This window comes from Vibrio hepatarius, from assembly GCF_001274785.1.
Lineage (GTDB): Bacteria > Pseudomonadota > Gammaproteobacteria > Enterobacterales > Vibrionaceae > Vibrio > Vibrio hepatarius.
Genome location: NZ_LHPI01000002.1, coordinates 60,174 through 84,767 on the forward strand (window position 1 = coordinate 60,174; position 24,594 = coordinate 84,767).

General features: G+C 48.3%; 27 protein-coding genes. 13 read left to right on the forward strand and 14 right to left on the reverse strand.

Going from position 1 to position 24,594, the window contains the following annotated elements; all coding sequences use genetic code 11:
* Window positions 1–16 precede the first annotated feature (16 nt).
* On the forward strand, window positions 17–931 hold the full coding sequence (locus tag AKJ31_RS05205) for a LysR family transcriptional regulator (RefSeq protein WP_053408050.1): 915 nt from the start codon (window positions 17–19) through the stop codon (window positions 929–931).
* Window positions 932–1,059: 128 nt separating this feature from the next.
* Window positions 1,060–2,031 carry a LysR substrate-binding domain-containing protein gene (locus AKJ31_RS05210; protein ID WP_053408051.1) on the forward strand — a complete coding sequence of 324 codons (972 nt, stop codon included), beginning with the start codon at window positions 1,060–1,062 and terminating at the stop codon, window positions 2,029–2,031.
* 59 nt (window positions 2,032–2,090) lie between these two features.
* Here the strand turns inward: AKJ31_RS05210 and AKJ31_RS05215 are convergent, their stop codons facing one another.
* Window positions 2,091–3,071 (reverse strand): DUF2860 domain-containing protein, encoded by a 981-nt coding sequence (locus AKJ31_RS05215; RefSeq protein ID WP_053408052.1) that lies wholly within the window; start codon window positions 3,069–3,071, stop codon window positions 2,091–2,093.
* A 244-nt stretch (window positions 3,072–3,315) separates the two neighbouring features.
* On the opposite strand from AKJ31_RS05215, the gene AKJ31_RS05220 reads away from it, so the two are divergent.
* A complete protein-coding gene (locus AKJ31_RS05220; RefSeq protein ID WP_053408053.1) occupies window positions 3,316–4,200 on the forward strand; it encodes an acyltransferase in 885 nt (294 codons plus the stop codon).
* A gap of 44 nt (window positions 4,201–4,244) precedes the next feature.
* Here the strand turns inward: AKJ31_RS05220 and AKJ31_RS05225 are convergent, their stop codons facing one another.
* The 5 genes from AKJ31_RS05225 to AKJ31_RS23185 all read right to left on the reverse strand — a co-directional run bounded on the left by AKJ31_RS05225 (window position 4,245) and on the right by AKJ31_RS23185 (window position 8,120).
* Entirely contained in the window at window positions 4,245–4,844 is a 600-nt protein-coding gene (locus tag AKJ31_RS05225; RefSeq protein WP_053408054.1) for a thiol:disulfide interchange protein DsbA/DsbL, read from the reverse strand.
* Window positions 4,845–4,875: 31 nt separating this feature from the next.
* Window positions 4,876–5,862 carry a serine/threonine protein kinase gene (locus AKJ31_RS05230; protein ID WP_053408075.1) on the reverse strand — a complete coding sequence of 329 codons (987 nt, stop codon included), beginning with the start codon at window positions 5,860–5,862 and terminating at the stop codon, window positions 4,876–4,878.
* A gap of 52 nt (window positions 5,863–5,914) precedes the next feature.
* Window positions 5,915–7,333 carry a cytochrome c oxidase accessory protein CcoG gene (gene ccoG / locus AKJ31_RS05235; RefSeq protein WP_053408055.1) on the reverse strand — a complete coding sequence of 473 codons (1,419 nt, stop codon included), beginning with the start codon at window positions 7,331–7,333 and terminating at the stop codon, window positions 5,915–5,917.
* Window positions 7,334–7,588: 255 nt separating this feature from the next.
* Window positions 7,589–7,855, reverse strand: a complete 267-nt coding sequence (locus AKJ31_RS05240; RefSeq protein WP_053408056.1) for a YihD family protein — start codon at window positions 7,853–7,855, stop codon at window positions 7,589–7,591.
* A gap of 97 nt (window positions 7,856–7,952) precedes the next feature.
* On the reverse strand, window positions 7,953–8,120 hold the full coding sequence (locus AKJ31_RS23185) for a hypothetical protein (protein ID WP_169780622.1): 168 nt from the start codon (window positions 8,118–8,120) through the stop codon (window positions 7,953–7,955).
* A 310-nt stretch (window positions 8,121–8,430) separates the two neighbouring features.
* Between AKJ31_RS23185 and AKJ31_RS05245 the strand changes: the two genes are divergently transcribed.
* Both AKJ31_RS05245 and trhA read left to right on the forward strand, forming a co-directional pair.
* A complete protein-coding gene (locus AKJ31_RS05245) occupies window positions 8,431–9,228 on the forward strand; it encodes a sporulation protein (protein WP_053408057.1) in 798 nt (265 codons plus the stop codon).
* Window positions 9,229–9,315: 87 nt separating this feature from the next.
* The gene (gene trhA, locus AKJ31_RS05250; protein WP_053408058.1) at window positions 9,316–9,969 is read left to right on the forward strand and encodes a PAQR family membrane homeostasis protein TrhA; all 654 of its coding nucleotides are present in this window, start codon (window positions 9,316–9,318) and stop codon (window positions 9,967–9,969) included.
* A gap of 5 nt (window positions 9,970–9,974) precedes the next feature.
* Here the strand turns inward: trhA and AKJ31_RS05255 are convergent, their stop codons facing one another.
* The 5 genes from AKJ31_RS05255 to def all read right to left on the reverse strand — a co-directional run bounded on the left by AKJ31_RS05255 (window position 9,975) and on the right by def (window position 15,754).
* Window positions 9,975–11,420 (reverse strand): TrkH family potassium uptake protein, encoded by a 1,446-nt coding sequence (locus tag AKJ31_RS05255; RefSeq protein ID WP_053408059.1) that lies wholly within the window; start codon window positions 11,418–11,420, stop codon window positions 9,975–9,977.
* Window positions 11,421–11,429: 9 nt separating this feature from the next.
* Window positions 11,430–12,806: a Trk system potassium transporter TrkA gene (gene trkA, locus AKJ31_RS05260; RefSeq protein ID WP_053408060.1), complete on the reverse strand. Its 1,377-nt coding sequence runs from the start codon at window positions 12,804–12,806 to the stop codon at window positions 11,430–11,432.
* A 103-nt stretch (window positions 12,807–12,909) separates the two neighbouring features.
* The gene (gene rsmB / locus AKJ31_RS05265) at window positions 12,910–14,190 is read right to left on the reverse strand and encodes a 16S rRNA (cytosine(967)-C(5))-methyltransferase RsmB (RefSeq protein ID WP_053408061.1); all 1,281 of its coding nucleotides are present in this window, start codon (window positions 14,188–14,190) and stop codon (window positions 12,910–12,912) included.
* Between the two features lie 69 nt (window positions 14,191–14,259).
* Window positions 14,260–15,207: a methionyl-tRNA formyltransferase gene (gene fmt, locus AKJ31_RS05270; RefSeq protein ID WP_053408062.1), complete on the reverse strand. Its 948-nt coding sequence runs from the start codon at window positions 15,205–15,207 to the stop codon at window positions 14,260–14,262.
* A 25-nt stretch (window positions 15,208–15,232) separates the two neighbouring features.
* Window positions 15,233–15,754, reverse strand: a complete 522-nt coding sequence (gene def / locus AKJ31_RS05275; protein WP_053408063.1) for a peptide deformylase — start codon at window positions 15,752–15,754, stop codon at window positions 15,233–15,235.
* Between the two features lie 164 nt (window positions 15,755–15,918).
* Between def and AKJ31_RS05280 the strand changes: the two genes are divergently transcribed.
* The 4 genes from AKJ31_RS05280 to AKJ31_RS05295 are packed head-to-tail and all read left to right on the forward strand — an operon-like array spanning window position 15,919 to window position 19,153.
* Complete coding sequence (locus tag AKJ31_RS05280) at window positions 15,919–16,959, forward strand: LysM peptidoglycan-binding domain-containing protein (protein WP_053408064.1); 1,041 nt, start codon at window positions 15,919–15,921, stop codon at window positions 16,957–16,959.
* Window positions 16,956–18,071 carry a DNA-processing protein DprA gene (gene dprA, locus AKJ31_RS05285; protein WP_053408065.1) on the forward strand — a complete coding sequence of 372 codons (1,116 nt, stop codon included), beginning with the start codon at window positions 16,956–16,958 and terminating at the stop codon, window positions 18,069–18,071. Before AKJ31_RS05280 ends, dprA begins: the two co-directional genes overlap by 4 nt.
* Before the next feature lie 2 nt (window positions 18,072–18,073).
* Complete coding sequence (locus AKJ31_RS05290; RefSeq protein WP_053408066.1) at window positions 18,074–18,553, forward strand: DUF494 family protein; 480 nt, start codon at window positions 18,074–18,076, stop codon at window positions 18,551–18,553.
* A 15-nt stretch (window positions 18,554–18,568) separates the two neighbouring features.
* Complete coding sequence (locus tag AKJ31_RS05295) at window positions 18,569–19,153, forward strand: DNA topoisomerase family protein (RefSeq protein ID WP_053408067.1); 585 nt, start codon at window positions 18,569–18,571, stop codon at window positions 19,151–19,153.
* Window positions 19,154–19,180: 27 nt separating this feature from the next.
* Here the strand turns inward: AKJ31_RS05295 and AKJ31_RS05300 are convergent, their stop codons facing one another.
* Window positions 19,181–20,320, reverse strand: a complete 1,140-nt coding sequence (locus AKJ31_RS05300; protein ID WP_053408068.1) for a 5-(carboxyamino)imidazole ribonucleotide synthase — start codon at window positions 20,318–20,320, stop codon at window positions 19,181–19,183.
* A 4-nt stretch (window positions 20,321–20,324) separates the two neighbouring features.
* The gene (gene purE, locus AKJ31_RS05305; RefSeq protein ID WP_053408069.1) at window positions 20,325–20,810 is read right to left on the reverse strand and encodes a 5-(carboxyamino)imidazole ribonucleotide mutase; all 486 of its coding nucleotides are present in this window, start codon (window positions 20,808–20,810) and stop codon (window positions 20,325–20,327) included.
* Between the two features lie 197 nt (window positions 20,811–21,007).
* Here purE and tsaC point away from each other — a divergent pair, with 197 nt between their 5' ends.
* The 4 genes from tsaC (at window position 21,008) to AKJ31_RS05325 (ending at window position 23,669) form a co-directional block, all read left to right on the forward strand.
* Window positions 21,008–21,565 carry an L-threonylcarbamoyladenylate synthase type 1 TsaC gene (gene tsaC / locus AKJ31_RS05310; protein ID WP_053408076.1) on the forward strand — a complete coding sequence of 186 codons (558 nt, stop codon included), beginning with the start codon at window positions 21,008–21,010 and terminating at the stop codon, window positions 21,563–21,565.
* 11 nt (window positions 21,566–21,576) lie between these two features.
* Entirely contained in the window at window positions 21,577–22,494 is a 918-nt protein-coding gene (gene hemF / locus AKJ31_RS05315; RefSeq protein WP_053408070.1) for an oxygen-dependent coproporphyrinogen oxidase, read from the forward strand.
* Between the two features lie 75 nt (window positions 22,495–22,569).
* Window positions 22,570–23,403 carry a shikimate dehydrogenase gene (gene aroE / locus AKJ31_RS05320; RefSeq protein ID WP_053408071.1) on the forward strand — a complete coding sequence of 278 codons (834 nt, stop codon included), beginning with the start codon at window positions 22,570–22,572 and terminating at the stop codon, window positions 23,401–23,403.
* Window positions 23,403–23,669, forward strand: coding sequence for a DUF1488 family protein (locus AKJ31_RS05325; protein ID WP_053408072.1), 267 nt, complete (start codon window positions 23,403–23,405; stop codon window positions 23,667–23,669). The genes aroE and AKJ31_RS05325 overlap by 1 nt, the downstream gene beginning before the upstream one ends.
* Here AKJ31_RS05325 and AKJ31_RS05330 read toward each other — a convergent pair.
* Entirely contained in the window at window positions 23,662–24,210 is a 549-nt protein-coding gene (locus tag AKJ31_RS05330) for a gamma carbonic anhydrase family protein (protein WP_053408073.1), read from the reverse strand. The two genes, AKJ31_RS05325 and AKJ31_RS05330, sit on opposite strands and share 8 nt — an antisense overlap.
* Window positions 24,211–24,594 lie beyond the last annotated feature (384 nt).

Consider the following 24,594-nt stretch of genomic DNA (forward strand, 5'->3'; position numbering starts at 1 on the left):
TAGCAGTACAAGACCGATGGATGATAGAGCCTTAAGATATTTCGAGGTGGTCGCTAAAACCAAAAGTATTCGTGCAGCGTCGGAGATTCTGCACGTTTCGCCGTCGGCGATTAGCCGCAAAGTGGCTCAGCTAGAATCACAACTCGATGTGCAGTTACTCGACCGAATTGGTCGTGGGGTCAACCTGACTGAATCGGGTCTTCGTTTGACCGAGTACATTCAAGACGTCAATCAGCGTAAAAACGACTTTATCTCGCAACTGTCAGAAATTGAGCACCTGCAATCGGGAACTCTGCGTATCTCAATCGGTGGCGGTTTTATCCCTGACTTGCTCAATAACGCGATTACACAGTTTTCGCGTTTGCATCCCGGGGTGAAGTTGGTACTGCAAGTGGGTGGTGGCGATGATGTTATCGATAGCATCAAGAACGAAGAATCGGACATCGGTTTACTGCTTAATGCCAAGCACGACCCAAAAGTCGACGTACTCTATTCCTGCGCTTTCCAAGAGTTGAGCTTATTGGTGCCAAACCATAGTCCTTGGGCTGCACTCGAGGTTTGCTCTCCTTCCCAACTGTCTGAGATCCCATTGGCGTTATTGACTGAATCGTTCAGTATCCGCCGTGCGGTGAACCTTTATGAAGCTCGCCAACAAATTCGCTTGAAGTCGATCATGGAGTGCAACTCCTTTGAAGCACTGAAAAACTTTGTTGAAGCTGGTCTCGGTGGAGCCTTGCTACCGAAAGTGTGTGTGGCGAAAGAGTTGCAGAATCACTGCTTTGTCGCGATTCCTGTCGAGGGGATGCATACTCTAGATACATCCGTTGACTTGGTGATGCGTAAGGGGCGATTGCAGAGCGGTTCAATCAAAGAAATGAAGTCGTGCATTATAAATTGCATGAGTGCGTTTAACGCGACGCAGCCTCGTTAGTCGTATCACACCCGTTTACGGGCCTTAACATAGCTATCTACTTGCTATTGTTAGGGAAATATTGCTATAACCAATAACTCATTCATAAGTGGTGGTTGTGTAATCGAGTACGCGACGAGGGATAGACAATGAAGCTGCAGCAACTTCGCTATATTCGCGAAATACAGCGAAACGGATACAATATTTCATTAACTTCGCAGAAGTTATTCACTTCTCAGCCTGGGATCAGTAAGCAGGTTGCGCTGCTGGAAGATGAACTCGGCGTACAGATTTTTGAGCGACACGGTAAACATTTGTCCGGCCCGACCGAAATCGGCAAACAGATCATCCATGAAGCCAGTCAAATGCTGGAAATTGAAGACCGCATCAAAGCGATTTCAGCCAGCGTCTCTTCTCCGGAGCAAGGCCGCCTCAACATTTACACCACCAACGCGATTGCCAAATTCTTGTTACCAGAAAGCGTCCGCTACTTTATGAACCGCTACCCTAAAGTCTCGCTGCACATGGGGACGATTGAACCCGATACGCGAGGCAATACCCTGCCAACCGGTCCTTACGATTTTTCTATCGTGGCTCAAGATGTTGATGAGCAGATGGATCTGGCGATGCTGCCTGCTTATAAATGGTCATTGAGCTTGATTGTGCCGTCTGACCACCCGCTGGCGACGGCAGAAACGGTCACTCTTGAGCAAATCGCTCAGGAAAAGCTGATCAGTTACGAGCTGAAATCGACCGGACGCATTGCGATTGACAATGCCTTTGCCCAGCGCGGCCTAGATCCGCAATACATCGTGACCGCTATGGACGTGGATGTGATCAAAGAGTACGTCAGTATGGGCGTAGGTATCGGCATTATCGCGTCGGTTGCGACCCACTCGATGAGCAGCTCGATTACTGTACGTTCGCTTGAAGGGTTAATTCCAGATTGTTACGCATGGCTTTGCTACAGCAAAAACATTTATTTACAGCGCTACATGTATGACTTTATCGAGAAGTTCGCGCCGCATTTGACCCGTTCGGTGATCGAAGAAACCGCGCACATGTCGAAGTCCGAACTGATGAAGTGGTTCGAAGACGTTCAGTTGCTCACTTATCGATAGGAGCAGTCTGCTGATCGAGTTGAAAACCACCTGATTGCAGGTGGTTTTTTCTTACCGGTTTAGAAGTGGTAACTCATCCCCACCGTGGTTAAAAACTGGCTCTTGTCGTAGAACTCGATATCAGAATCGGTATTTTTGTAGCCCGCCAGAGAAATCACAGACCAATCTTGCCAATCGCCGCTCAGACGGTATTCATACGCAGCAAACAAGCTATAAATGTTCTCGTCACGCTTTTTATTAAACAGCGGGTTTTTCTCATCAAATGAACGGTTAGTGTAGCCCGCGGTAATCGCCAGTTTGTGGTGGTCAAACAAGGCGGCATATGTCGCTTCTGCTCTCACTGAGTCGCTAGAATTTGCGTCGCCGTCCGCATCGGTCGAGGTGTAAGTCAGCGTTGGAACAAGGTAGCTCGATTCGTTTAATGCAACGCGATAGCTACCCCTGACTAAATACCAGTCTAGGTCGCGATCCAGCAACTTAGATTGCGCTTGAGAAAGCTGGGTTGTACCCGATAGTTCATCGTCCACTTCGCGGGTGCCATAAGCAGTATCTAGGCTAAAGTTCGAGCCATTAATGTTGCTGAGCTTGAGTCGATACGCCATGCCGTCTTCATCGGTTTTGTGGCGCTTTTCGCCTTCCACAAACGGGTCTTCCCATACTTCACGCGACATCACGCTGGGTAACACAGACACATCGACGATGGTACCGGAGCTCAGTTGCTGTTTGTAGCCCACCTCCAACGCCAGTGCGCCTACGGCAATATCTTCGCGTGATGTACCGACGTACACCTGCTTATCTAGTTCAGGGCCAAATGTGTAGGCGAGGTTACCGAGTGGAATAATCACTCCGCGAGAATCGGTCGACGCGTCTTGGTTGAGGCCGTTGATGCGTTTGTCGGCTTTGGTATCAAAGTTGGATTTGGACGACACGTAGCCAGCACTTACCGCCACTTCGCCGCTTATTCCGGAATGTTGAGCCAATTTCGCCATACAGGGCGATGCCGCCAGCGCGAAAATGAACAATGTGTGTTGAGCTTTCATGGTTGCTTCCGTTGGGAATTTTTTATAATCGTGGAACACTACGGCAAGGAAACGAAACTAATCAGACCATCTGCGTAATGATTCCAAAGTCGTTTTGGATTCGTATAATTACACACTGTTTTATTTCTAACGAAGTAAATAAATATGAATTATGTTGTTGGCTACTTAAGTCCATGTACATCAATGCTTTGTTAAAAATATAAATATTTATTGGGCTGTTGTTAGAGTTTTATTGGTTGGTATTATGTTGGCGCTTTTGTTTTTTGTCCTTAATAGCCTTGTGGTTATTGTTAACTCGGTAATATGCTCAGTCGTGATATGCATCATTGCACTTGTTAAGGTGCTACTACCGAGCCCCAAGCTAAAAGCCAACGCGACGTCGGTTGCTAATCAAGTGATGTGGTTATGGGCAACGATTAATGCCAAAGTGCTGGCGCTGACCAACCATGTTGAGTGGGATATTGAAGGTGGTGAAGAGCTCAAGCAAGATGGATGGTATTTGCTGATCAGCAACCATTTGAGCTGGACCGATATCGTTGTGCTTTGTTGTGTGTTTAAAGACCGTATCCCGATGCCAAAGTTTTTCCTTAAACAGCAACTGATGTATATCCCGTTTCTGGGGATGGCATGTTGGGCGTTGGACATGCCGTTTATGCGTCGTTACTCGCGCGAATATCTTATCCGTCACCCTGAAAAACGTGGGCAAGACTTACTGACAACACGTCGTTCGTGCGAGAAATTCAAATACACGCCGACTACGGTGGTGAACTACGTCGAAGGCACGCGCTTTACCCGTGAAAAGCAGCGTAGCAGCAAAGCTGGATACCAATACCTGCTGCAACCCAAAACCGGTGGCATCGCTTATACGTTAGCGGCGATGGGAGACCAATTTGAGAACATTATTGATGTTACCTTGGCGTATCCTGAAAACACCGATAAGCCCTTTAAAGATATGTTGATGGGGCGAATGACGAAGATTGTCGTGCGTACCCAAGTATTGCCTATTGATGAGCACGTGCGAGGCGATTACTTTAACGATAAGCCGTTTAAGCGTCAGTTCCAGCAATGGTTGTCGTCACTTTGGCAAGACAAAGATTTGCTATTGCAGAAGATTTACCAAAGCAAATAAAAAAGGGAGCATCATGCTCCCTTTCTCGTCTATCGCTAATAGTGTTATTTGGTTAGCAGGTAGTTGACCAAGTCGAAGTACTCATCCATCGTTTTGATGCTTTGTGCTTGAACTAGGTACTTGTTGTTCACGACTACCGCTGGAACACCAGACAGGCCGCTGTCTTTAAATTGCTTGTCGAAGCGGCGAACCATTGAATCTACCGCAAAGCCGTTGAATGCCGCGTCAAATTTCTTGCCGTCGATACCTTCGTCAACGAACATCTGACGTAACTCGTCGTTGTTCTTCGGTGCTTTACGCATGTTGTGGATGCGGTTAAACATCACAGGTACCATCTTGTCTTCTGCTTTTAGCACAACCATGGTCGCGTAAGCTTTGCTCATTGACTCGCCCATGTTGCCACCCATGAAAGACACGTGGTTTTTCTGGAATTTCGCGTTTTCTGGCAGCTTCGCTTTCAACTGCTGGATGATTGGTTCAAATGAATTACAGTGTGGGCAGTAAAAAGAGAAGAACTCAGTAACAGTTGGTTTTGATGAAGCTTCTAGATCAAGAACCTTGTAGTGCTGACCTTCTTTAAATTGCGCTGCATGAGCAGAAAGGCTCAGCATAAGTGTTGCTACTAGGGCAAACAGCTTTTTCATTGGTGACTCCATTTTCTCGTTATTTCGTTTGTTACCACTGTGGCATCAGAGAGAGTGGTGGCTCGTTTAATGCCGAAATCTGCTCTTTGAAAGCAAGTACTTGGCTTTCCCAGTATTTTGGATCATCGAACCAAGGGAAAGCGATAGGAAAAGCAGGATCCTGCCATCTTTTTGCTAACCATGCCATATAGTGGACCATACGTAGACCACGTAAAGGTTCAATAAGTTTCAATTCGTTAACATTAAAATCGTTAAACTCTTGATACGCTTCCAGAATGGTGTCCAACTGCATCACTTTCTCGGCGCGCTCACCACTGAGCATCATCCAAAGATCTTGTACAGCGGGGCCGTTGCGCGAATCGTCCAGATCGACAAACATCGGTCCGTCACGCCATAAAATGTTGCCCGGATGACAGTCGCCATGAACGCGAATGATATTGGTGGACGAATTCCAATGGGTTTCCAGCGACTTGATCAGTAAGTCGAGGTCGTTGAAAAACGCGTTTTCCAGATGCATCGGGATAAACGGTGAGTTTTGCAGTAACTCACGGGGTTGATAAAGGTACTCGTCTAAACCAATCGTCGGGCGGTGCTTAAATGGTGTGCGCGCACCCACCTTGTGGATACGGCCAAGAAAACGACCGACACCTTCTAGCTGATCGAGATTATCCACTTCAAACTGACGTCCACCGACACTGGCAAACAGAGCAAACAGATAACCTTGGTAGTGATGCAAGGTTTGTCCGTTGAGTTTGACCGGCGGCGCAACCGGAATATCGGCTTCAATCAGCTCGTGGGTAAAGTCGTGCTCTTCTTGAATTTGCGCCTGACTCCAACGTTCAGGTCGATAGAATTTCACCACGTAGCGCTGACGCTCTTCGTCGGTGAACTGATAGACGCGGTTTTCGTAGCTGTTGAGCGGCAAGAACCCAGACTCAGCGCGAATGCCAACACTCTCTAGGGCATACCACATAAAATCGGGCGTTAAGGCATCAAAGTTAAAAGCTTGTTGGGTCATAAAATAAAAAAGGCTCATTGCTGAGCCTTTTTCCATGATGGGGTAGAAATCGTCAGAGCTTCTTAATGAAGCGGCTTTCTACTTCAATAGTAAAGTCTTCGCTATCCGACAGTATAAACTGAATTGTCGCCACGGACGAAGTGAGATTGTCTGGGTTGACGCCCAAGCTCATCGGCAAGTTAAGCACCTCACCCGGTGCGACCTGAACGGTTTGCTTGCCGTACCAAGACACATCACTCAGACCTTCAACATTCAAGTTATAGGTTTGAGTTTGTTGGGTTTTGTTGATGATTTTCAGCGTGTAGGTGTTTTCTACTTCACCAGACGTGTTGACGCGGAACAGTTGGTTACGGTCACGAATGACGCTTAGACCTGCTGGGTCGACCGCGGCAATTTGTGCGAAGAATAGGCCAATCATCACGAGCAACACTGCGCCGTAGCCAAGTAATTTCGGACGCATCACCTTGGTGTGTTTACCAGACAGGCGGTGCTCGGTGGTGTAGCTGATCAGGCCTTTTTCATAGCCCATGCGCTCCATCGTGTTGTCACACGCGTCGATACACGCGCCACAGTTGATACATTCGTACTGCAGACCGTCACGAATATCGATCCCGGTTGGACAAACCTGAACACACAAATCACAGTCAATACAGTCACCTAAGCCAAGTGCTTTCGGGTCCGCTTTACGTGAACGTGGACCACGAGTTTCACCACGTTTGGTGTCGTAGCCGACGATAAACGTGTCTTTGTCGAACATTGCCGACTGGAAACGCGCGTATGGGCACATGTGTATACACATAATTGAGCGCATCCAGCCCGCGTTGCCATAAGTACACGCAGCGAAAAATAGCACCCAAAAAACCGGCCAGAAGTCGGCGTTAAAGGTAAAGAAGTCGACCACTAGATCACGGATTGGCACAAAGTAACCCGCAAAGGTAAAGCCTGTTGCCAATGCGATTGCCCACCAGGCTAGATGTTTCAAGCCTTTGCGCATCGCTAGGTTTGCGGTCAGCTTGTTGGAATCTTGCTTGCGACGTTTGTTGGCGCTGCCTTCCAATTTCTCTTCAAACCAGATGTACATAAAGGTCCAGACGGTTTGCGGGCAGAGATAGCCACACCAGACACGGCCTAAAAAGGTCGTCAGGAAGAACAAACCAAACGCCGAGATCATAAACAGCAGTGCCAGCAGCGTTAAGTCTTGTGGATAAAGAGTGGTGCCGAAAAAGTTGAATTGTTGCTGACCGATGTCGAGTAGGATCGCTTGGCGGTCACCGTAAGGAATCCATGGTATCGCAGCAAACAAGACCAACAAGAACCAGCCACCGTAGCGACGCAGCTTTTGAAAAGTCCCTTTACTTTCACGTACGTAAATACGGTTACTCGGGTTAAATCGGTCGCCGTTGGTTTTGTGAGTTTTTGGGTTGAATGTTTTGGGAGTCACATCTTTGATATCGATTTTATCCTGACTCATTACGCTTCCTTCTTAGGCTGTGCGGTGTGATTTATGGTGTTCACACTCTTGTTTGACATTGCTTGTCGATACTTTAGTAAATTCTTATAGACGGCGATTATATACGCTATAACAATTCTATTTCTTTAAGGCTATCAACCTTTAACAACAAAGGTCAGTACAGTTATATGAATAAATGACCTAACAGTATGATGTTGGTATATGAATTGGGTATAAAAAGGGCGACCATTAGGCCGCCCATTCGACTGGATTCGATCAGTCTATGATGCCACGAGCTCTTAAGAGTGCGGTTTTGAAGTCGTCTTCTTGGTCTTTTTTCAATCCCGGGATCATTTCGTCTTTTTCGCTGTTACGCATCTTAAGGTGGTAGATCAGTACGTCGTCAGTGAGATCGTCCAGTTTACCTTGGTAGCCCGCTTCGTCTGCTAGCTTCACGATGAACTGTAGCAGGTTTAGCTGTTGGTCTTTTTGCCACTCCGGCTCGAGTAGCTCGAGTAACTCTTCAATTCGATGGCATTTCATCGCTTTCTCCACAGTTTTTGTAATGATTTGCCATTAAAGGTATCAAATTGACGGGTTGAATATAAGAAAAAAGCGCAGAGTGATCTGCGCTTTTTAATTAAGCTGCTTGAACAACTTTCGCACGAGAAGACATTAACAGCGCTGTCTTTTCTACCAAAGTCATTGTAGGAGCTGCTTTTTTTGCCGTTGGAGCAGCAACAAAGCCACTACGACGACGCATCGCACTTGTGTTCGTGTGCGAAAACCTGACGGTCATTGGTCGCATCGAATTACCTAACTGCCAGGCACATCCATTGCCAATGTAATGGCCTAGATAATTATGAGTTGAGCTTCATTGCTGAAGGTTCGCTCTTTTTGGCCTTCGCCAATCCAAATAATTAACTAGGAATAACGATATGCAAGCACATCAATAACTAGATTAGCACCAAGATTTCAATTGATCGATATCTAATCGTATTTGCAGTGTGTTGCACGCTACAATTATGTGAGAAACGTACTAGCAGTAAGACAGTATCGCAGATTAGTATGGTACTTTAAGCATATCGTCTGGTATTGAATGTGCTAAGGAGGAGTGAATGTCGTTATTCAAGAAAACCCTTGCTAGCTTTGGGATTGGTTCAGCAAAAGTGGACTCTGTCCTCAAGCAAGAGGTGCTTTATCCCGGCCAGAAAGTGAATATCACCATTCACGTTTATGGCGGTGCGACGGCGCAAGAGATCGATAACATCGATTTGAAGCTATATTGCCGCTATATCAAGGAAGTTCCGGCCAATAATGAAAGAAGTCATCACGATGGCGGCAGTATGCGTCGTGTGCCAACCAGCTATGTTTTAGCGAAATGGACTCTGCCGTATGCCTTTACTATTCAGCCGGGTGAAGAGCGTGATTTTGACGTTGAGTTGGATGTGCCGTGGAATACGCCAGTGACTATTGGTGATTCCAAAGTATGGCTGGAAACCGGATTGGATATCGCCAAGGCAAAAGACCCAAGCGATAAAGACATTTTGACTGTGCGACCAGACCCGTTACTCGACGCGATTTTTACCGCGTTGGAAGACCAAGGGCTGCGAATTCGACAGGTTGAATGCGAAGCGGTCAAAGGTTTCGAGTTACCGTTTGTGCAAGAGTTTGAATTTGTGCCGACGACTGGGCCGTTTCATGGCCGCTGGCGTGAACTAGAAATCGTCGCGTATCGCAGTGAAGACGAACTGAAAATGTGGTTCGAAATCGATAGGCACCGCGAAGGGGCAAAAGGTATGTTGGCCAGCCTGCTTGGTCGAAGTGAGCTGAAACGCCAGCTCTCAATCCCGTTAAATAGCTCGCCAGCCGAAGTCGGTCAGCAAGTGTTGCAGTATCTCGACGAACACTCTTAACCGAATCTTAATTATTTTAAGCTTACAAGTGTAAGCTGAATATGCCATACTCCGGAATGATTGATCGATTCTGGAGTGTGCGCACCCATGTCTACTAGCAAACAAAACGAATACAGTGTTAAAGAAGAAATCGCCAATACGGTGACTCATGCATTGGGTATGGTCATGGGTATCGTTGGCTTGATTTTACTCTTAATTAAAGCGATTGACCGCAATGCTGACGCGTTAACCATTACCAGTATGAGTGTGTACGGCGGAAGCATGATTGTGCTGTTTCTTGCGTCGACGCTCTATCATGCGATACCGCACCAAAAAGCCAAGAAAGCCCTAAAAACCTTCGACCACTGCGCGATCTATTTGCTGATTGCTGGTAGCTATACGCCGTTTTTGTTAGTCAGCCTGCGCACGCCTTTGGCGATCGGTCTGATGATTGTGATCTGGAGTATTGCGCTGATCGGCATCATTATGAAGCTGGCGTTTGTTTACCGCTTTAAGCGTTTGTCATTGGTGACGTATTTAATGATGGGGTGGCTGTCGCTGGTGGTGATCTATCAATTAGCGCTGAACTTAGATATCGGTGGATTGACGTTGCTAGCGGCTGGTGGCGTGATTTACTCGCTTGGGGTGATTTTCTACGTGGCGAAACGCATCCCGTTCAATCATGCCATCTGGCACGGTTTTGTTTTAGCGGGTTGCGCTTGCCACTTTTTGGCGATCTACCTTTACGTAGAGCCTATCTAACCTAATCAGCGGCGCCAGAACGCTGGGAAGAACAGCACTAGCAAGGTCAGAATCTCTAAACGCCCCATCAGCATACCAAGGCTCAAGATCCATTTTGCCGCATCTGGTAGAGGGGCAAAGTTTCCGGTTGGACCGATCACCGCACCCATCCCCGGACCTACGTTAGCCACGGCGGTAATCGCGCCTGAAATGCTGGTGATTGGGTCTAAGCCCATCGCACTGAGTGCGCCAGCAATCACAATGATAGTGATAAAGAACGTCAGACCGAATGCGATGATTGAACGCACGATGTCATCGTTGACCGGACGTTGGTTATAACGCTGAACGAACACACCGGAAGGGTGAATAAGCTTCATCATCTGCTTGTTCAGCAGTGTCATCGCGATTTGGAAACGGAATACTTTGATCCCGCCTGACGTCGAGCCAGAACACGCGCCGGCCATCATCAAAAAAGCAAACAGTGTAGTTGGTAGTGCGCCCCAAGCGGTAAAGTCTTCCAGACCAAAGCCGGTAGTCGTCACCACCGAGACGATGTTGAACATCGATACCCGCATCGCGTCTAACACGCTGTAGCCGTCGCGAATCACTAGCCAACTCGAGATCACCACGCTACTGGCGAGAAATAAGATGGTGAAGCCTCGAACTTGCGCGTCTTTAAACAATTCATCCAGTCGACGCTTACGCAGCGCCGAGACAAACAATAGAAACGGCAGGCCACCCAAGAACATAAATAGGGTCGCGATCCAGTGTGCGCCATTGGAAAAGTGGTTCATTGACCCGTCGGAAGTTGAGTAACCACCGGTCGAAAGAGTCGTGAACGAGTGATTGATCGCTTCGAACAGGTTCATCCCTGTCAGCATATAGCCAATCAAACACAGCCCGGTTAACGTCAAATACACCAGTACGATGTTTTTGGCGACCGTTTTGGCGCGCGGACTGCTTTTATCTGACCAGTCTGAGGATTCGGTGTGGAACAGCTTCATACCACCGACGTTGAGCATTGGCAGTACCGCTACCGCCATGACGATAAAGCCAATCCCGCCCAGCCATTGCAGTATCGAACGCCATAGCAGAATACTCGGCGCCATCCCGTCCAAGCCGCTCAATACTGTCGAACCTGTGGTGGTGATACCAGACATAGTTTCGAAATAGGCGTCAGTAAAGCTAATGTGGTTGATAAACACGAATGGTAATGCCGCAAAGGCACTGGCGATGGTCCACACCAAGCTGGTGATCAGGAACATATCTCGTACGCTGAGCTTAAAGCGCGTCGTTCGACCGACGCTTAAACAGATAAACGCCACTAGATGGGTGATAAGAACCGCTTGTCCGAATTCCAAAAAGCCTGCGGTGCCGCTAAAAAACGCCACCAAGGTTGGGACATACATAAACAGGGCGATCTTAGACAGCACCAAGCCTATAACAAACAGTACCGGACGGAAGTTAACCATAACCTTGCCTTAGAGGAAGAACGGACTCGGCTGGAACAAGGCTTCGACATCTGGCACGTATTTTTTGTCGACCAAGAACATCACCACGTGGTCGTCTTGTTCAATTACGGTTCGGTCGTGAGCTATCAGGACTTCTTCACCACGCACGATTGCGCCGATCGTCGTACCTGGCGGTAGTTTGATATCACCAATTGCACGGCCGACCACTTTAGATGTGGTTTCGTCACCGTGTGCAATCGCCTCGATCGCTTCAGCCGCGCCTCGGCGTAGTGACGATACGTTGACAATGTCTGCACGACGTACGTGGGTCAGTAGTGCGGAAATGGTCGCTTGCTGAGGTGAGATCGCCACGTCAATCACACCGCCTTGTACTAGGTCAACGTAAGCACCGCGCTGAATCAGCACCATCACTTTCTTTGCACCCATTCGCTTAGCGAGCATCGCCGACATGATGTTGGTTTCGTCTTCGTTGGTCAGGGCGATAAATACGTCGACTTGGTCGATGTTCTCTTCGCTCAGTAGCTCTTGGTCTGCGGCGTCACCACAGAATACGATGGTGTTTTCTAACTCTTCGGATAGCTTCTCGGCGCGTTGGTAGCCGCGCTCAATCAGTTTGACGCTGTAGGTTTGTTCTAAGCGCTTGGCTAAGCTCGCACCGATGTTACCGCCACCAACAATCATAATGCGGCGATACGGTTTCTCTAAGCGTTGCAGCTCACTCATCACCGAGCGAATATGGTTACTCGCCGCGACGAAGAACACTTCATCATCGGCTTCAATAATTGTGGTGCCTTGCGGACGAATTGGACGTCCTTGACGGAAAATCGCCGCGACGCGAGTATCAATGTGTGGCATGTGCTCACGCAAGGTCGATAGCGCGTTACCAACCAGTGGCCCGCCGTAGTAAGCTTTTACTGCCACTAGACTGACTTTCTGCTCGGCAAAGCTCACCACCTGCAGTGCGCCCGGATATTGGATCAGGCGTTCGATGTAGCTCGTCACCAATTCTTCCGGTGCGATTAAGTGGTCGACCGGAACCGCACCCGATTGGAATAGGGCTTCTTTTTCCGCCAGATATTCTGGCGCACGGATTCGCGCAATTCGGTTAGGTGTGTTGAACAGAGAAAAAGCCACCTGACAAGCTGCCATGTTGGTCTCGTCCGTGTTGGTTACTGCGACCAGCATGTCCGCGTCTTGAGCGCCGGCTTCTCGCAGTGCATCGGGATGGCTGGCGTGGCCATGAACCACTCGCAAGTCGTATTTATCCTGCAGCTCTCTCAAGCGGTCATTGTTTTGGTCAACAATAGTAATATCGTTGTTCTCACCCACAAGGTTTTCCGCCAGCGTGCCGCCAACCTGACCTGCGCCAAGAATGATGATTTTCATACTGTATTCTCGTTCAACTATTGGTTCCTACCCAGCGTTCGAACAGCATGTGCCGGAGTAGGTATAAACAGGGCGATGAAATTGCTTTCACCGCCCGTCTAAATTACGCGTTTTTGTGCAGAATGGCGTAGTAGAAGCCATCCATATCCTCTTCGCCAGGTAGAATTTGGCGGCCTGGATTCTCTGCATCAGAGCCTTCAAGTTGCGCATCCTGAGTACGGGCTAAGAATGCTTTTACTTGCTCTTTGTTCTCTTGAGGAGTGATAGAGCAAGTTGCGTAGACGAGCGTGCCGCCTGGCTTCAATTGTTGCCACATCGCGTCAAGGATTTCACTTTGAAGCTCAGCCAGTGCCGCGATATCTTCGCCACGTCGCAACCACTTTATATCAGGATGACGACGTATAACACCTGTTGCAGAACAAGGTGCATCTAGAAGAATGCGATCAAACTGCTCGCCTTGCCACCAATCTTGTGGATTACGTGCGTCACCGCAAATAACTTCTGCTTTGAGGTTCAGGCGTTGTAAGTTGTCGTGCACGCGTTTCAGGCGTGATTCATCACAATCGATCGCCACCACTTGGCTGCCTTGAGTGCGCTCAAGGATATGCGCGGTTTTACCACCCGGAGCAGCGCAGCAATCGAGAATCAGTTCGCCATCTTTAGGGGTCAGGTAATTTAGCGACAGCTGCGCAGCAGCGTCTTGTACCGATACCCAACCTTTATCAAAGCCTGGCAATTTAGTCACGTCGCAAGGTGAGGCCAATTTTAGAGCGTCTTCCGCTTCACTGTGCGCAGTGCTATCAATGTTTTCACTTTTGAGTAACTCAAGGTATTGATCACGCGTGTTGTGCTTATGGTTTACGCGTAGCCACATTGGCGCTTTGTTGTTATTCGCTTCAACAATGCTTTCCCATTGTTGCGGGTAGCTTTCTTGCAGCAGCTTTAGCAACCAGCTTGGGTGGCCGTACTTACCGGCATTGTGGCTGACCGCCATCGCGTCCAACTCTTCCTGGTTGCGCTGATAGTTACGCAATACTGCGTTGATCAGCCCACGTAAGCGAGGACCTTTGAGGGTTTGGGTGCCTTCTACCGTTTCACCCACTGCCGCGTGCGCAGGAATACGCATAAAGCTCAGTTGATAAATACCAACCAGAATCAGGTGGTGGAATACACGTTGTTTGCCTTTTAGCGGTTTATCCATCAGTTCATTGGCGATGGATTCCAGACGAGGTAGGTAGCGCAGCGCACCGTAGCAAATCTCTTGCAGTAGCGCTTGGTCGCGTGGTTTTACCTGTTGTTGAGCCGCAGGTAGAGCGTTGGAAAGAGAGTGACCTTTATCGACCACTTGGAATAGGACGTTGGCTGCAGCAGCGCGAACATTCATCATCAATACCTTAAATTAAGGGAGGGTGTCTCCACCCTCAAAATGTACGTTTCTCTAGAGAGATAATTATTAAACCAGTTGGGTTCCCACCGCAAACCAGTCGGCGCGAGAGTTCAGAATATCCTGAACGTGCATCGCCTTCTTACCCGGAACCTGAAGTTGCTCTAGCACCAACACACCATTGCCAGTCGCAACGTAAATGCCAGTTTTATCTGCTTGGAGAATTGTGCCCGCAGGTTTATCGGTAGCTTGTTTCTCTACTCGGCTTTGCCATACCTTGATGCTGTTATCTGCAGCAACAAAGTGGCTCATTGGCCAAGGATTGAAAGCACGAACGCAGCGCTCGATGTGTTCCGCATCGTCGCTCCAGTTGATCAGGGCTTCTTCTTTACTCAGCTTTTTCGCGTAGTTGGCTAATTCGTCGTCTTGTTTGACAGCGACAGCGCTACCTGAGGCGATATCGGCTAGGCATTCGACCAATGCTTGTGGGCCAAGCTCTGCAAGTTTTTCATACATCGATGCACTGGTGTCGGTTGCTTCGATAGGTAGCGTCGCGACTTTCAGCATGTCACCGGTATCCAGACCAATATCCATCTGCATGATGGTCACGCCTGTCTCTTTATCGCCAGCCCAAATAGAGCGCTGAATCGGTGCCGCGCCTCGCCAACGAGGAAGAATCGAGCCGTGTACATTGATACAACCCAGTTTAGGGGTGTCGAGAACCGCTTGTGGCAGTAGCATACCGTAAGCCACCACAACCATGATGTCGGCGTTTAAGTCGGCAAGCTCTTGTTTGGCTTCGTCTGACTTAAAGTTTTCTGGCTGGTAGACAGGAATATTGTGCTCAAGGGCAACGTTCTTTACTGCACTCGCGGTGAGCTTTTTACCACGACCCGCTGGGCGGTCTGGGTTGGTGTAAACCGCAATAACATCGTGCTCCGAAGACAACAACGCCGCCAAGTGACGGGCGGCGAAGTCCGGAGTACCTGCGAAAACAATTTTTAATGGTTTGCTCAAGGTACGTTCCTTCAATTTATTGGCATTAGGCTTGGTTGGCTTGTTTCTCGTTGAAACGCTTAATCTTTGCCAGCTTTTCTTGAATACGCTTACGTTTTAGAGGCGATAGGTAATCAACAAAAAGTTTGCCTTCTAAGTGATCAAGTTCGTGCTGTACACAAATCGCCAGCAGATCGTCTGCTTCGAATGTGAACTCTTCACCGTCGCGGTTAAGCGCTTTCACGGTGACTTCAGCTGCACGAGGAACCAACGCGCGTGCGCCAGGAACAGAAAGACAGCCTTCTTCGATACCATCTTCACCACGTTTCTCAAGGATTTCCGGGTTGATCAGAACCATTGGTTCATCGCGCGTATCTGAAATGTCGATCACGACGATACGCTGGTGGAAATCTACCTGGGTTGCTGCCAGGCCAATACCTTCTTCGTCGTACATGGTTTCAATCATGTCATCAACGAATTTTTGAATCTCAGGAGTCACCTCTTCTACGGGCTTTGCCACGGTGCGAAGACGATCATCTGGGAATGTTAATACTTGTAATACAGACATATACACTCGAAATGTTGAACTGTGCCGAATCAGGATAAACCTTGTTGGCTCAATTCTAGACATTTTATAACCTAAATGACAGCATCATTGCGTTTTTGACTCTTTTCTAATCAGTTTAGCTGAACTGAGATTGTATTGTTTTATTGGGTATCAGGATGATTGTTATGCCACGTCGATTAGGGGTTTCAGTAAGTGCTTTGTTGTCATTAAGTCTCGCGTTTCCCACCTTTGCCGAGCAAAAGCCGTTGAGTGTAAAAGAAGACGCACCAACGACCTACACGGTCGTGAAAGGGGATACGCTTTGGGATATCTCGGCAATGTATCTTGATAGCCCTTGGCTTTGGCCGCGATTGTGGCAAGTAAATCCAGACATCGACAACCCCCACCTGATTTATCCAGGAGACAGACTTAGTCTGATTTGGCGTGATGGTCATCCGGTGTTAAGCCTCAAACCGATGGTGAAACTTAGCCCGAAAGTGCGCGTATTAGAGAAAGAGGCGGTATCGACCGTGAATGCGGGTTTGGTGCTGCCTTATATTGAATCGGATCGCTTACTGAGTGCGTCTGAACTGGACGCCAGTCCACGAGTGCTCGGAGCGAGTGATGGCAAAAAGTATCTATCCAATCAAGGTTTGCTGTATATCTCTGGCGAGCACCAAGTGAAAACGTGGACGATCTACCGCCCACTAGAAGAGTATCAAAGAGACGAACATACCGTGGTGGCGCTAAAGAAAATCGCCACGGCTGAGTTGCAAGAAAGCCAGCCTCAATTTAGTGGCTTGAATGTAGTTACTCAGTCTCAAGAAGTAATGGTGGATGACATTGCCCTACCCGATGTGGACGTGGAAATGCATTCCCTCTCAACCACATTCTACCCAGTCCCAACGCCAAAAGAGAGCTTTGCTAATATCCTTGGTTCACTCGAAGGCAGCCAGTATGTTGGTCAAAACCAAGTGGTGATTTTGGACCGTGGAGAGAAAGACCAGTTGCGTCAAGGCTCGATGTTTGAACTCTACAGTCAGGGAGTTGAAGTCTCGATTGAAGGTGATGACAGCGATGACGCGCGTTTGCCGGATACCCGAGTTGGTAACTTGATGGTCATTCGTCCGTACCCTTACTTTAGCTTGGCGTTAGTCACCGAAAGTACCGAACCAGTAGGGAAAGAAACCATTCTTAAATCGCCGCTCATTCACGAGTCTCAATGAGCGAAGTCGAGTTATCGGCGTGGCTAGCGCTCTACTTTACGCCGAGAGTTGGCCCTAAAACGTTTAATAAGCTGACCGCGATCGATGAGCCTGTCACTTTCGTCGAGTCAGCTCCCTCTGATCTGCTGGCGATGGGGTTTTCCCAAGCCCAAGTCGATTACCTCAAAAGACACTCTTCTCGAGACGTGGACACGTGCCTAGAGTGGGCAAACGCCTCAAATCAGCGCCATATCTTGTTGCTCAATGATTGCCGTTACCCTCAACTATTGAAACAAACGCTTTCCGCGCCAGCGGTGTTGTTTGTTGAAGGGGAGGTTTCTTGTTTGGCTAAGCCGCAACTTGCAATGGTAGGAAGTCGCAACGCAAGTATCGATGGTTTAAATACCGCGCGAAGCTTCGCTCAGGAGTTGGTTGAGCATCAACTGGTGATCACCAGCGGCCTGGCATTGGGCGTCGATGGTTATGCCCATGATGGTGCGCTCAAAGGCGGAGGACAGACGGTCGCGGTGCTCGGTTGCGGTCTGAATAATATTTATCCGGCTCGTCACCGAGGTTTGGCTTCGCGCATTATTGACAGTGGTGCGCTGGTTTCTGAGTTCCATCCGACGGCAAAACCGAAAGCCGATCATTTTCCCCGTCGTAATCGCATCATCAGTGGTTTATCCACTGGCGTCTTGGTGGTGGAAGCGGCAGAAAAAAGCGGCTCTTTGATTACTGCCCGTTACGCAGCCGAACAAGGTCGCGATGTGTTTGCGATTCCCAGTTCTATCCATCATCCCCAAGGACGTGGTTGTAACGTATTGATTAAACAGGGTGCGTGTCTGGTTCAAAACGTCTCAGACATTTTGGATGAAATTGATACCCTTGTTCGCTGGTCTGATCTAAATAAGCCACCCGTACAAACCGAGCTGTTTGAGCAAATAGAAACAAAAGAACGATTGCCATTTCCTCAGCTGTTAGCTAACGTAGGAAGTGAGGCTACACCCGTTGATATTCTTGCAAGCAGGACCAATATACCTGTACAAGACGTCATGATGCAGCTTTTGGAGCTTGAGCTCGAAGGGCACGTTGTTGCAGTTTCTGGTGGCTATATTCGAAAGGGGAGGGGCTAGCTATGATGATGGATATTTTAATGTATCTGTTTGAAACCTACATCCATAGCGATGCAGAGTTACAGGTCAATCAAGATGAGCTGGAAGAAGAGCTTATTCGCGCTGGTTTTCATCAAAAAGATATCTACAAAGCCCTTGTCTGGCTGGAAGATTTGGCTGCACTTCAACAAAGTGAAGCCCATTCGGCGATTTCCGTGTGTAGCACCTCGGGTTCTACACGTATTTACACGCCTAAAGAGTGTGAACGTTTAAGCGTTGAGTGTCGTGGTTTTCTGATGTTCTTAGAGCAAATCAATGTTCTGACGACAGAGACTCGTGAAATGGTTATTGACCGTATCATGGGGCTGGAAACCGATGAGTTTGAACTGGATGATCTGAAATGGATCGTGCTGATGGTACTGTTTAACGTACCAGGCAACGAAAATGCTTACACACTTATGGAAGAGTTGTTGTACACCAAAGAACAAGGTGTTCTTCATTAATTACCGCGATAAGTTATGAGCAGTAAGATCGACCATCAGCTGTTTTCAGCTCATGAACATGCATTAGAGCACCAAGCCTGCCCTAAGTGCCAATCAGAACAACGCCATGGTGAACTACACCTTCGCCATGGCAAGCACGGTCCATTTTTGGGCTGTGACCAATACCCGGTTTGTGACTTTATCAAACCCCTACACCAAAACGATGGCCACATCATTAAAGAGCTTGGCATTCCTTGTCCGGAATGTGCGAGTGAGTTGGTGTTGCGCCAAGGTCGTTATGGCATGTTTATCGGCTGTAGCAACTATCCTCAATGTCATCATATTGAGTCGCTTGACCAACCCGAAGACGACCAAGAAGCGCCGTCTATCTCTTGTCCGGAATGTGCAAAAGGTCAGTTGGTGGAGCGAAAGACACGCTTTGGTAAACTGTTTTATGCGTGTGACAACTATCCTAAGTGCAAGTTTGCCGTTAATCAGCCACCCGTCACAGGAAAGTGTGAAAAATGTGGTTATCCACTGCTGATAGAAAAGAAGTCAGCCAGCGGCAGCAAATACCAATGTGCGGATAGGAAATGTCATCACGTTCAAGAAGAGAATTAAAAACGGCGCATTGAGCGCCGTTTTTGTTTATTGGTCTGATAATACACTTGCTGCGAATTGATGCACGGCGGGAAACGCTTGCTCATCCAGTACATCCGCGAGCGCACAGAGGTTGCGCTGCAGTTCACCAGAGTAGTCTCCACAGACGTTGATATGGCCCATCTTACGTCCAGGACGTTTCTCTTTGCCGTACCAGTGAATGTGACAGCCCGCCATTTCTAATACGCTGTTAGGTACGCTGTCTTCACCCAAGATGTTAATCATCGAGGTTTCACGAATCAGTTTAGTGCTGCCTAGCGGTAAACCACACACCGCGCGCAGGTGGTTTTCAAACTGACACGTCTCTGCGCCTTGTTGCGTCCAGTGCCCTGAGTTGTGTACACGCGGTGCAATCTCGTTCACCAGCAGTGCGCCATCAACGTCAAAAAATTCCAGTGCAAGGACGCCGACATAGTCGAGCGTTTCTGCTACGGCGGTGAACATCTCGTTAGCTTGTTGCTGTAACTCTATGTCTGAGATCGCGGTCGATAGGCTGAGTACACCGTCGGTGTGCACGTTTTCTGCCAATGGGTAAACTGCAACCGAGCCGTCTTTGCCACGCGCGCCGACCAAGGACACTTCACGACTGAACGGAACAAATTCTTCGGCGACAATCGCTTGAGTCTCGGTTTCTGCAATACAAGCCGCCATTTCAGCCCAGATCGCCTCAACTTGGTCGAGTTGCTTCAAGCGCCATTGGCCTTTGCCGTCATAACCGCCCAAAGCACTTTTTAGCACCATTGGAATACCAACGTGTTCAATCGCGAGGTCAAAATCTTCTCTCGTTTGAATCACGTAGTATTTCGCGTTACGTACGCCAGCATCATCGAGTAGCGTCTTTTCGATGCGGCGGTCGCCACCGGCTTTGATCGCTTGCGCCGAGGGTAAGAACTTTCCGCTTTGTTCGCAGATCGCTAAGATATCGTGAGGAATGTGCTCAAACTCGGCAGTGATAACATCGGCTTTAGCGATGGCATTTTCTAATCCTTTCCCTAGCACGGTTTGAGTGAGCGGGTGAACGATAGTTTCACTGCCCACGTCATACGCGGAAATCTCAATGTTTAGCGGCGCACCTGCGAGTGACATCATGCGAGCCAGTTGCCCTGCGCCTAACACTAAAACGTGCATTAGATTAGTCCTCTGCTGGGTTTGGGTTAGCGAGAACGGTTTCGGTTTGCTCATTACGGAACGCTTCCACTTTTGCCATCACGCTTTCATCATGAGTACCGATGATTTGCGCTGCAAGAATGCCTGCGTTTGCTGCACCAGCTTCGCCAATCGCTAAAGTACCCACCGCGATGCCTTTTGGCATCTGAACAATTGATAGTAGTGAGTCCATGCCTTTTAGAGCGCGAGATTGAACCGGTACACCCAAAACAGGCAAGCTGGTAAAGGCCGCCGCCATTCCCGGTAGGTGAGCCGCACCGCCAGCGCCAGCAATAATCACTTTTAGTCCGCGTTCTTTTGCGCTGTTGGCGTAATCGGCAAGTAGTTGAGGTGTGCGGTGAGCGGAAACCACTTTGGTTTCGTACTCAACACCGAACTTGTCGAGCATTTCTGCTGCAAGCTTCATGGTTGGCCAATCTGATTTTGAACCCATGATGATACCGACTTTCATCTCAAACTCCTTAAACGCTGCACTAAATAGGTGAGGATCAGTTTGTGCGCATTATACGGGGATTTTAACTCGAAGCAAACGTTTGCGCGGTGTTTGAAAAAGGATGATGAAAATTAAAAATAAATAGCTTTAGTCTCACTCGGTGATTGTTTGTAAACTGACGGCTAGAAATAAGCGAGATTGAATAGGAATCGATGGTGGACAACTTTGACCAGGTACTTAAAGCGTTGCAAGACGGCGAAGTGATCGCTTACCCGACTGAAGGCGTGTTTGGTGTCGGCTGTGATCCCGACAATCCAGAAGCGATTCAAAAACTGTTAGCGCTGAAACAGCGACCAGTCGAAAAGGGACTGATCTTGATTGCCGCCAGTTATCAACAGTTGCTGCCTTATATCGATGAAAGTCAGTTATCTGAAACGCAACTCAATGACGTAAAGCAGACTTGGCCGGGGCCAGTGACTTGGATTATGCCGTCGAGTGAGCGAGTGTCGAAATGGGTCTCAGGCGAACACAACTCTATTGCAGTGCGTGTTAGCGATCATCCTTTGGTACAAAAGATGTGTAATGCCTTTGGAAAGCCGTTAACCTCTACCAGCGCAAATTTGACCGGTCAACCACCGTGCATGACCACCGAGCAAGTACAGCAACAGTTGGGTGACCAACTGGTGGCGATTTTAGTCGGTGACACAGGCGGCCGAGATAAGCCCAGCGAAATTCGCGATGCGAAAACCTCACACGTATTAAGACAGGGTTAACAGGAAACAGAATGTCAGCCATAAATAAAGAAGCGGTTAAACAGTTCTTAATGGATCTACAAGATTCAATTTGTCAGCAACTAGAGCAAGTTGACGGCCAAGCGACGTTTGTCGAAGACGCTTGGCACCGTGAGCCGGGAGAGCGACTCGGAGGCGGTGGCCGAACGCGCGTAATGAAAGACGGCGCGGTCTTTGAGCAAGGCGGGGTAAACTTCTCGCACGTTCAGGGAAAACAGATGCCAGCTTCAGCGACGGCGCACCGTCCGGAATTGGCAGGGCGTCACTTTGAAGCGATGGGCGTTTCATTAGTGATGCACCCGAACAACCCGTATGTACCGACCTCGCACGCGAATGTCCGTTTCTTTATTGCTGAAAAAGAAGGCGAAGAGCCGATCTGGTGGTTTGGTGGTGGCTTTGACTTAACGCCGTTTTACCCGTTCGAACAGGATGCGCAGTACTGGCACGACGTGGCCAAAGAAGTGTGTGCTCCGTTTGGTGAAGAGGTGTATGCAGAGCACAAAGCTTGGTGTGACAAATACTTCTATTTACCTCATCGCGATGAAACGCGCGGTGTCGGTGGTTTATTCTTTGATGACCTCAACCAGTGGGAGTTTGATAAGTGCTTCGATTACATCAAGGCGGTGGGTAAAGGGTATACCCAAGCGTATATTCCGATCGTAGAGCGTCGCAAAGATACTGAGTACGGTGATCGCGAACGTCAGTTCCAGCTATACCGACGTGGTCGTTATGTGGAGTTCAACCTCGTCTTTGACCGTGGCACCTTATTTGGTTTACAAAGTGGTGGACGCACAGAATCCATCTTAATGTCGATGCCGCCTTTGGCTCGTTGGGAATATAGCTACCAGGTTGAGTCGGGTTCACCAGAAGCCGAGTTGTACGATTACTTCCTCAAACCGAGAGAGTGGTAAAGCTTTTCTCCTTATATAGATAGTGATAGGGTCATTGCTTAGGCATTGACCCTTTATTTTTCTGTAGGTAAGGATATGACACAGCAAACTGATCGTTACGCCGTTTTTGGTAACCCCATTGGACACAGTAAATCACCCTTCATTCACACGTTATTTGCTCGCCAGACGAATCAGTCATTAACCTATACTGCAGAACTCGCGCCTGTTGATGGTTTTATCCCAGCGGCGAAAGAGTTTTTCGCCACTGGCGGTAAGGGGTGTAACATCACAGTGCCTTTTAAAGAAGAGGCGTATCAATTTGCCACTCGTTTGACCGAACGCGCTAAACTGGCTGGAGCTGTGAATACGCTGAAAAAGCTTGATGATGGCGATATCATTGGTGATAACACTGACGGTGAAGGGTTAGTGCAAGACTTGTTGCAATATCAAGTCCCGCTAGCGGGGGCTCGCATTTTATTAATTGGTGCGGGTGGCGCTGCGCGTGGTGTTATTAAACCCTTGCTCGACCAGCAACCAGCAGAAATTATCATTACCAACCGCACCTTATCAAAAGCAGAGCAACTGGCTGAGCTATTCTCACCTTATGGTGAGATTAAAGCGCTGGCCATGAACGAAATCGATCACGTATTCGACGTGGTTATTAACTCCACGTCTGCGAGCTTATCCGGTGAACTGCCTGCGATATCTCCTATTATCTTTACCCGACATACTTACGCGTACGACATGATGTATGGCGCGGGGAAAACCGCGTTTAATCAATGGGCGATGGAAAATGGTGTTGCGGCGGCGTACGATGGACTTGGAATGCTGGTGGGGCAAGCGGCAGAAAGTTTTATGTTGTGGCGCGGTTTAAGACCGGGTACAAAACAGATCTTACGAGAACTTAGAAAAAACCTAGAAGGCGCATAATGAATCAATCGATTCTATTCCCCGATATCCAAAGTTGGGATGAAGAGCAGCAAGCCATAACGTTTCCTGCCCAGCAATCTGGAGCTCTGATTGAGTGCTTTGTTCGTCAAGCCGAGCTGGAAAAAATCTCTGGGCAGACAATAGCAGATAAGCAGCAAGCTCTTGATGTGTTTTGCCAGTGTCGTTTTGAACTGGAAGAGCTTGCTGAAGATCTAATAGAAGAGGAAGAGTTTAACGCGTCGGGTCAGATAGAGGTCATTAGCTGATTTCTTCGACTTGATGTAAATAGTCTTCTTTATTCTGCACATAGTTGTCGGCAGATTTTTGCAAAAAGGCTCGCTCTTTATCACTTAAAGGACGAGCTTGTTTAACTGGACTTCCCACATACAAAAAACCACTCTCCAACGTCTTCCCTGGTGGCACCAAGCTACCCGCGCCAATCATCACTTCCTCTTCAACTATGACACCGTCCAATACAATCGCGCCCATCCCAACAAGTACTCGGTCTCGAATTGTGCAGCCGTGCAGCATCACTTTGTGGCCGATGGTGACATCGTTACCAATAATAAGAGGGTAACCGTCAGGGTTTTCAGCATTCTTATGTGTGACGTGCAATACGCTGCCGTCCTGAACATTGCTGCGCTCGCCGATATGGATATGGTTTACATCACCACGAGCCGCAACGAGTGGCCAAATACTCGAATCGTCGCCAATTTGAATGTCGCCCACCAAGACTGAGCTACTATCGATATAAACACGTTGGCCGATCTGTGGTGTGATTCCTTTGTAACTGCGTAAAGCGCTCATTTTTTATCCTTATATATGCTGGTTTAGGGCTGACAAGCGGTAGAAGAGTACCTAAAACAGGTGCTTTTGGATAGAAAATACCCAAAAGGCAAAAAAATCAAAAAAAACTGCAAAAAGGGCTTGCCAACGTGACGGCGATCTCTATAATGCCCCCTCGCTGACACGGGAACGCTTCGAAGCTGATGTTTCGGAACAGTTAATACCGGGTTAGCAGGTCACTTAGCCAAGTCGAATGACTTGAAAAAAGTTTGAAAAAAGTGGTTGACACTAAACTTTATCTCGCTAAAATGACCGCCTCTTCCGAAGTGATGTAAGTCACAAAGAAGAGCGCTCTTTAACAATATAAACCTATCAATCTGTGTGGGCACTCGTTGATGATAATCC

What these genes read in the sequence shown, in the direction of transcription:
- AKJ31_RS05205 (WP_053408050.1), top strand. Translation starts at nt 17, where the DNA reads ATGGATGATAGAGCCTTAAGATATTTCGAGGTGGTCGCTAAAACCAAA.
- AKJ31_RS05210 (WP_053408051.1), top strand. Translation starts at nt 1,060, where the DNA reads ATGAAGCTGCAGCAACTTCGCTATATTCGCGAAATACAGCGAAACGGA.
- AKJ31_RS05215 (WP_053408052.1), bottom strand. Translation starts at nt 3,071, where the DNA reads ATGAAAGCTCAACACACATTGTTCATTTTCGCGCTGGCGGCATCGCCC.
- AKJ31_RS05220 (WP_053408053.1), top strand. Translation starts at nt 3,316, where the DNA reads ATGTTGGCGCTTTTGTTTTTTGTCCTTAATAGCCTTGTGGTTATTGTT.
- AKJ31_RS05225 (WP_053408054.1), bottom strand. Translation starts at nt 4,844, where the DNA reads ATGAAAAAGCTGTTTGCCCTAGTAGCAACACTTATGCTGAGCCTTTCT.
- AKJ31_RS05230 (WP_053408075.1), bottom strand. Translation starts at nt 5,862, where the DNA reads ATGACCCAACAAGCTTTTAACTTTGATGCCTTAACGCCCGATTTTATG.
- ccoG (WP_053408055.1), bottom strand. Translation starts at nt 7,333, where the DNA reads ATGAGTCAGGATAAAATCGATATCAAAGATGTGACTCCCAAAACATTC.
- AKJ31_RS05240 (WP_053408056.1), bottom strand. Translation starts at nt 7,855, where the DNA reads ATGAAATGCCATCGAATTGAAGAGTTACTCGAGCTACTCGAGCCGGAG.
- AKJ31_RS23185 (WP_169780622.1), bottom strand. Translation starts at nt 8,120, where the DNA reads ATGCGACCAATGACCGTCAGGTTTTCGCACACGAACACAAGTGCGATG.
- AKJ31_RS05245 (WP_053408057.1), top strand. Translation starts at nt 8,431, where the DNA reads ATGTCGTTATTCAAGAAAACCCTTGCTAGCTTTGGGATTGGTTCAGCA.
- trhA (WP_053408058.1), top strand. Translation starts at nt 9,316, where the DNA reads ATGTCTACTAGCAAACAAAACGAATACAGTGTTAAAGAAGAAATCGCC.
- AKJ31_RS05255 (WP_053408059.1), bottom strand. Translation starts at nt 11,420, where the DNA reads ATGGTTAACTTCCGTCCGGTACTGTTTGTTATAGGCTTGGTGCTGTCT.
- trkA (WP_053408060.1), bottom strand. Translation starts at nt 12,806, where the DNA reads ATGAAAATCATCATTCTTGGCGCAGGTCAGGTTGGCGGCACGCTGGCG.
- rsmB (WP_053408061.1), bottom strand. Translation starts at nt 14,190, where the DNA reads ATGAATGTTCGCGCTGCTGCAGCCAACGTCCTATTCCAAGTGGTCGAT.
- def (WP_053408063.1), bottom strand. Translation starts at nt 15,754, where the DNA reads ATGTCTGTATTACAAGTATTAACATTCCCAGATGATCGTCTTCGCACC.
- AKJ31_RS05280 (WP_053408064.1), top strand. Translation starts at nt 15,919, where the DNA reads ATGCCACGTCGATTAGGGGTTTCAGTAAGTGCTTTGTTGTCATTAAGT.
- dprA (WP_053408065.1), top strand. Translation starts at nt 16,956, where the DNA reads ATGAGCGAAGTCGAGTTATCGGCGTGGCTAGCGCTCTACTTTACGCCG.
- AKJ31_RS05290 (WP_053408066.1), top strand. Translation starts at nt 18,074, where the DNA reads ATGATGATGGATATTTTAATGTATCTGTTTGAAACCTACATCCATAGC.
- AKJ31_RS05295 (WP_053408067.1), top strand. Translation starts at nt 18,569, where the DNA reads ATGAGCAGTAAGATCGACCATCAGCTGTTTTCAGCTCATGAACATGCA.
- AKJ31_RS05300 (WP_053408068.1), bottom strand. Translation starts at nt 20,320, where the DNA reads ATGCACGTTTTAGTGTTAGGCGCAGGGCAACTGGCTCGCATGATGTCA.
- purE (WP_053408069.1), bottom strand. Translation starts at nt 20,810, where the DNA reads ATGAAAGTCGGTATCATCATGGGTTCAAAATCAGATTGGCCAACCATG.
- hemF (WP_053408070.1), top strand. Translation starts at nt 21,577, where the DNA reads ATGTCAGCCATAAATAAAGAAGCGGTTAAACAGTTCTTAATGGATCTA.
- aroE (WP_053408071.1), top strand. Translation starts at nt 22,570, where the DNA reads ATGACACAGCAAACTGATCGTTACGCCGTTTTTGGTAACCCCATTGGA.
- AKJ31_RS05325 (WP_053408072.1), top strand. Translation starts at nt 23,403, where the DNA reads ATGAATCAATCGATTCTATTCCCCGATATCCAAAGTTGGGATGAAGAG.
- AKJ31_RS05330 (WP_053408073.1), bottom strand. Translation starts at nt 24,210, where the DNA reads ATGAGCGCTTTACGCAGTTACAAAGGAATCACACCACAGATCGGCCAA.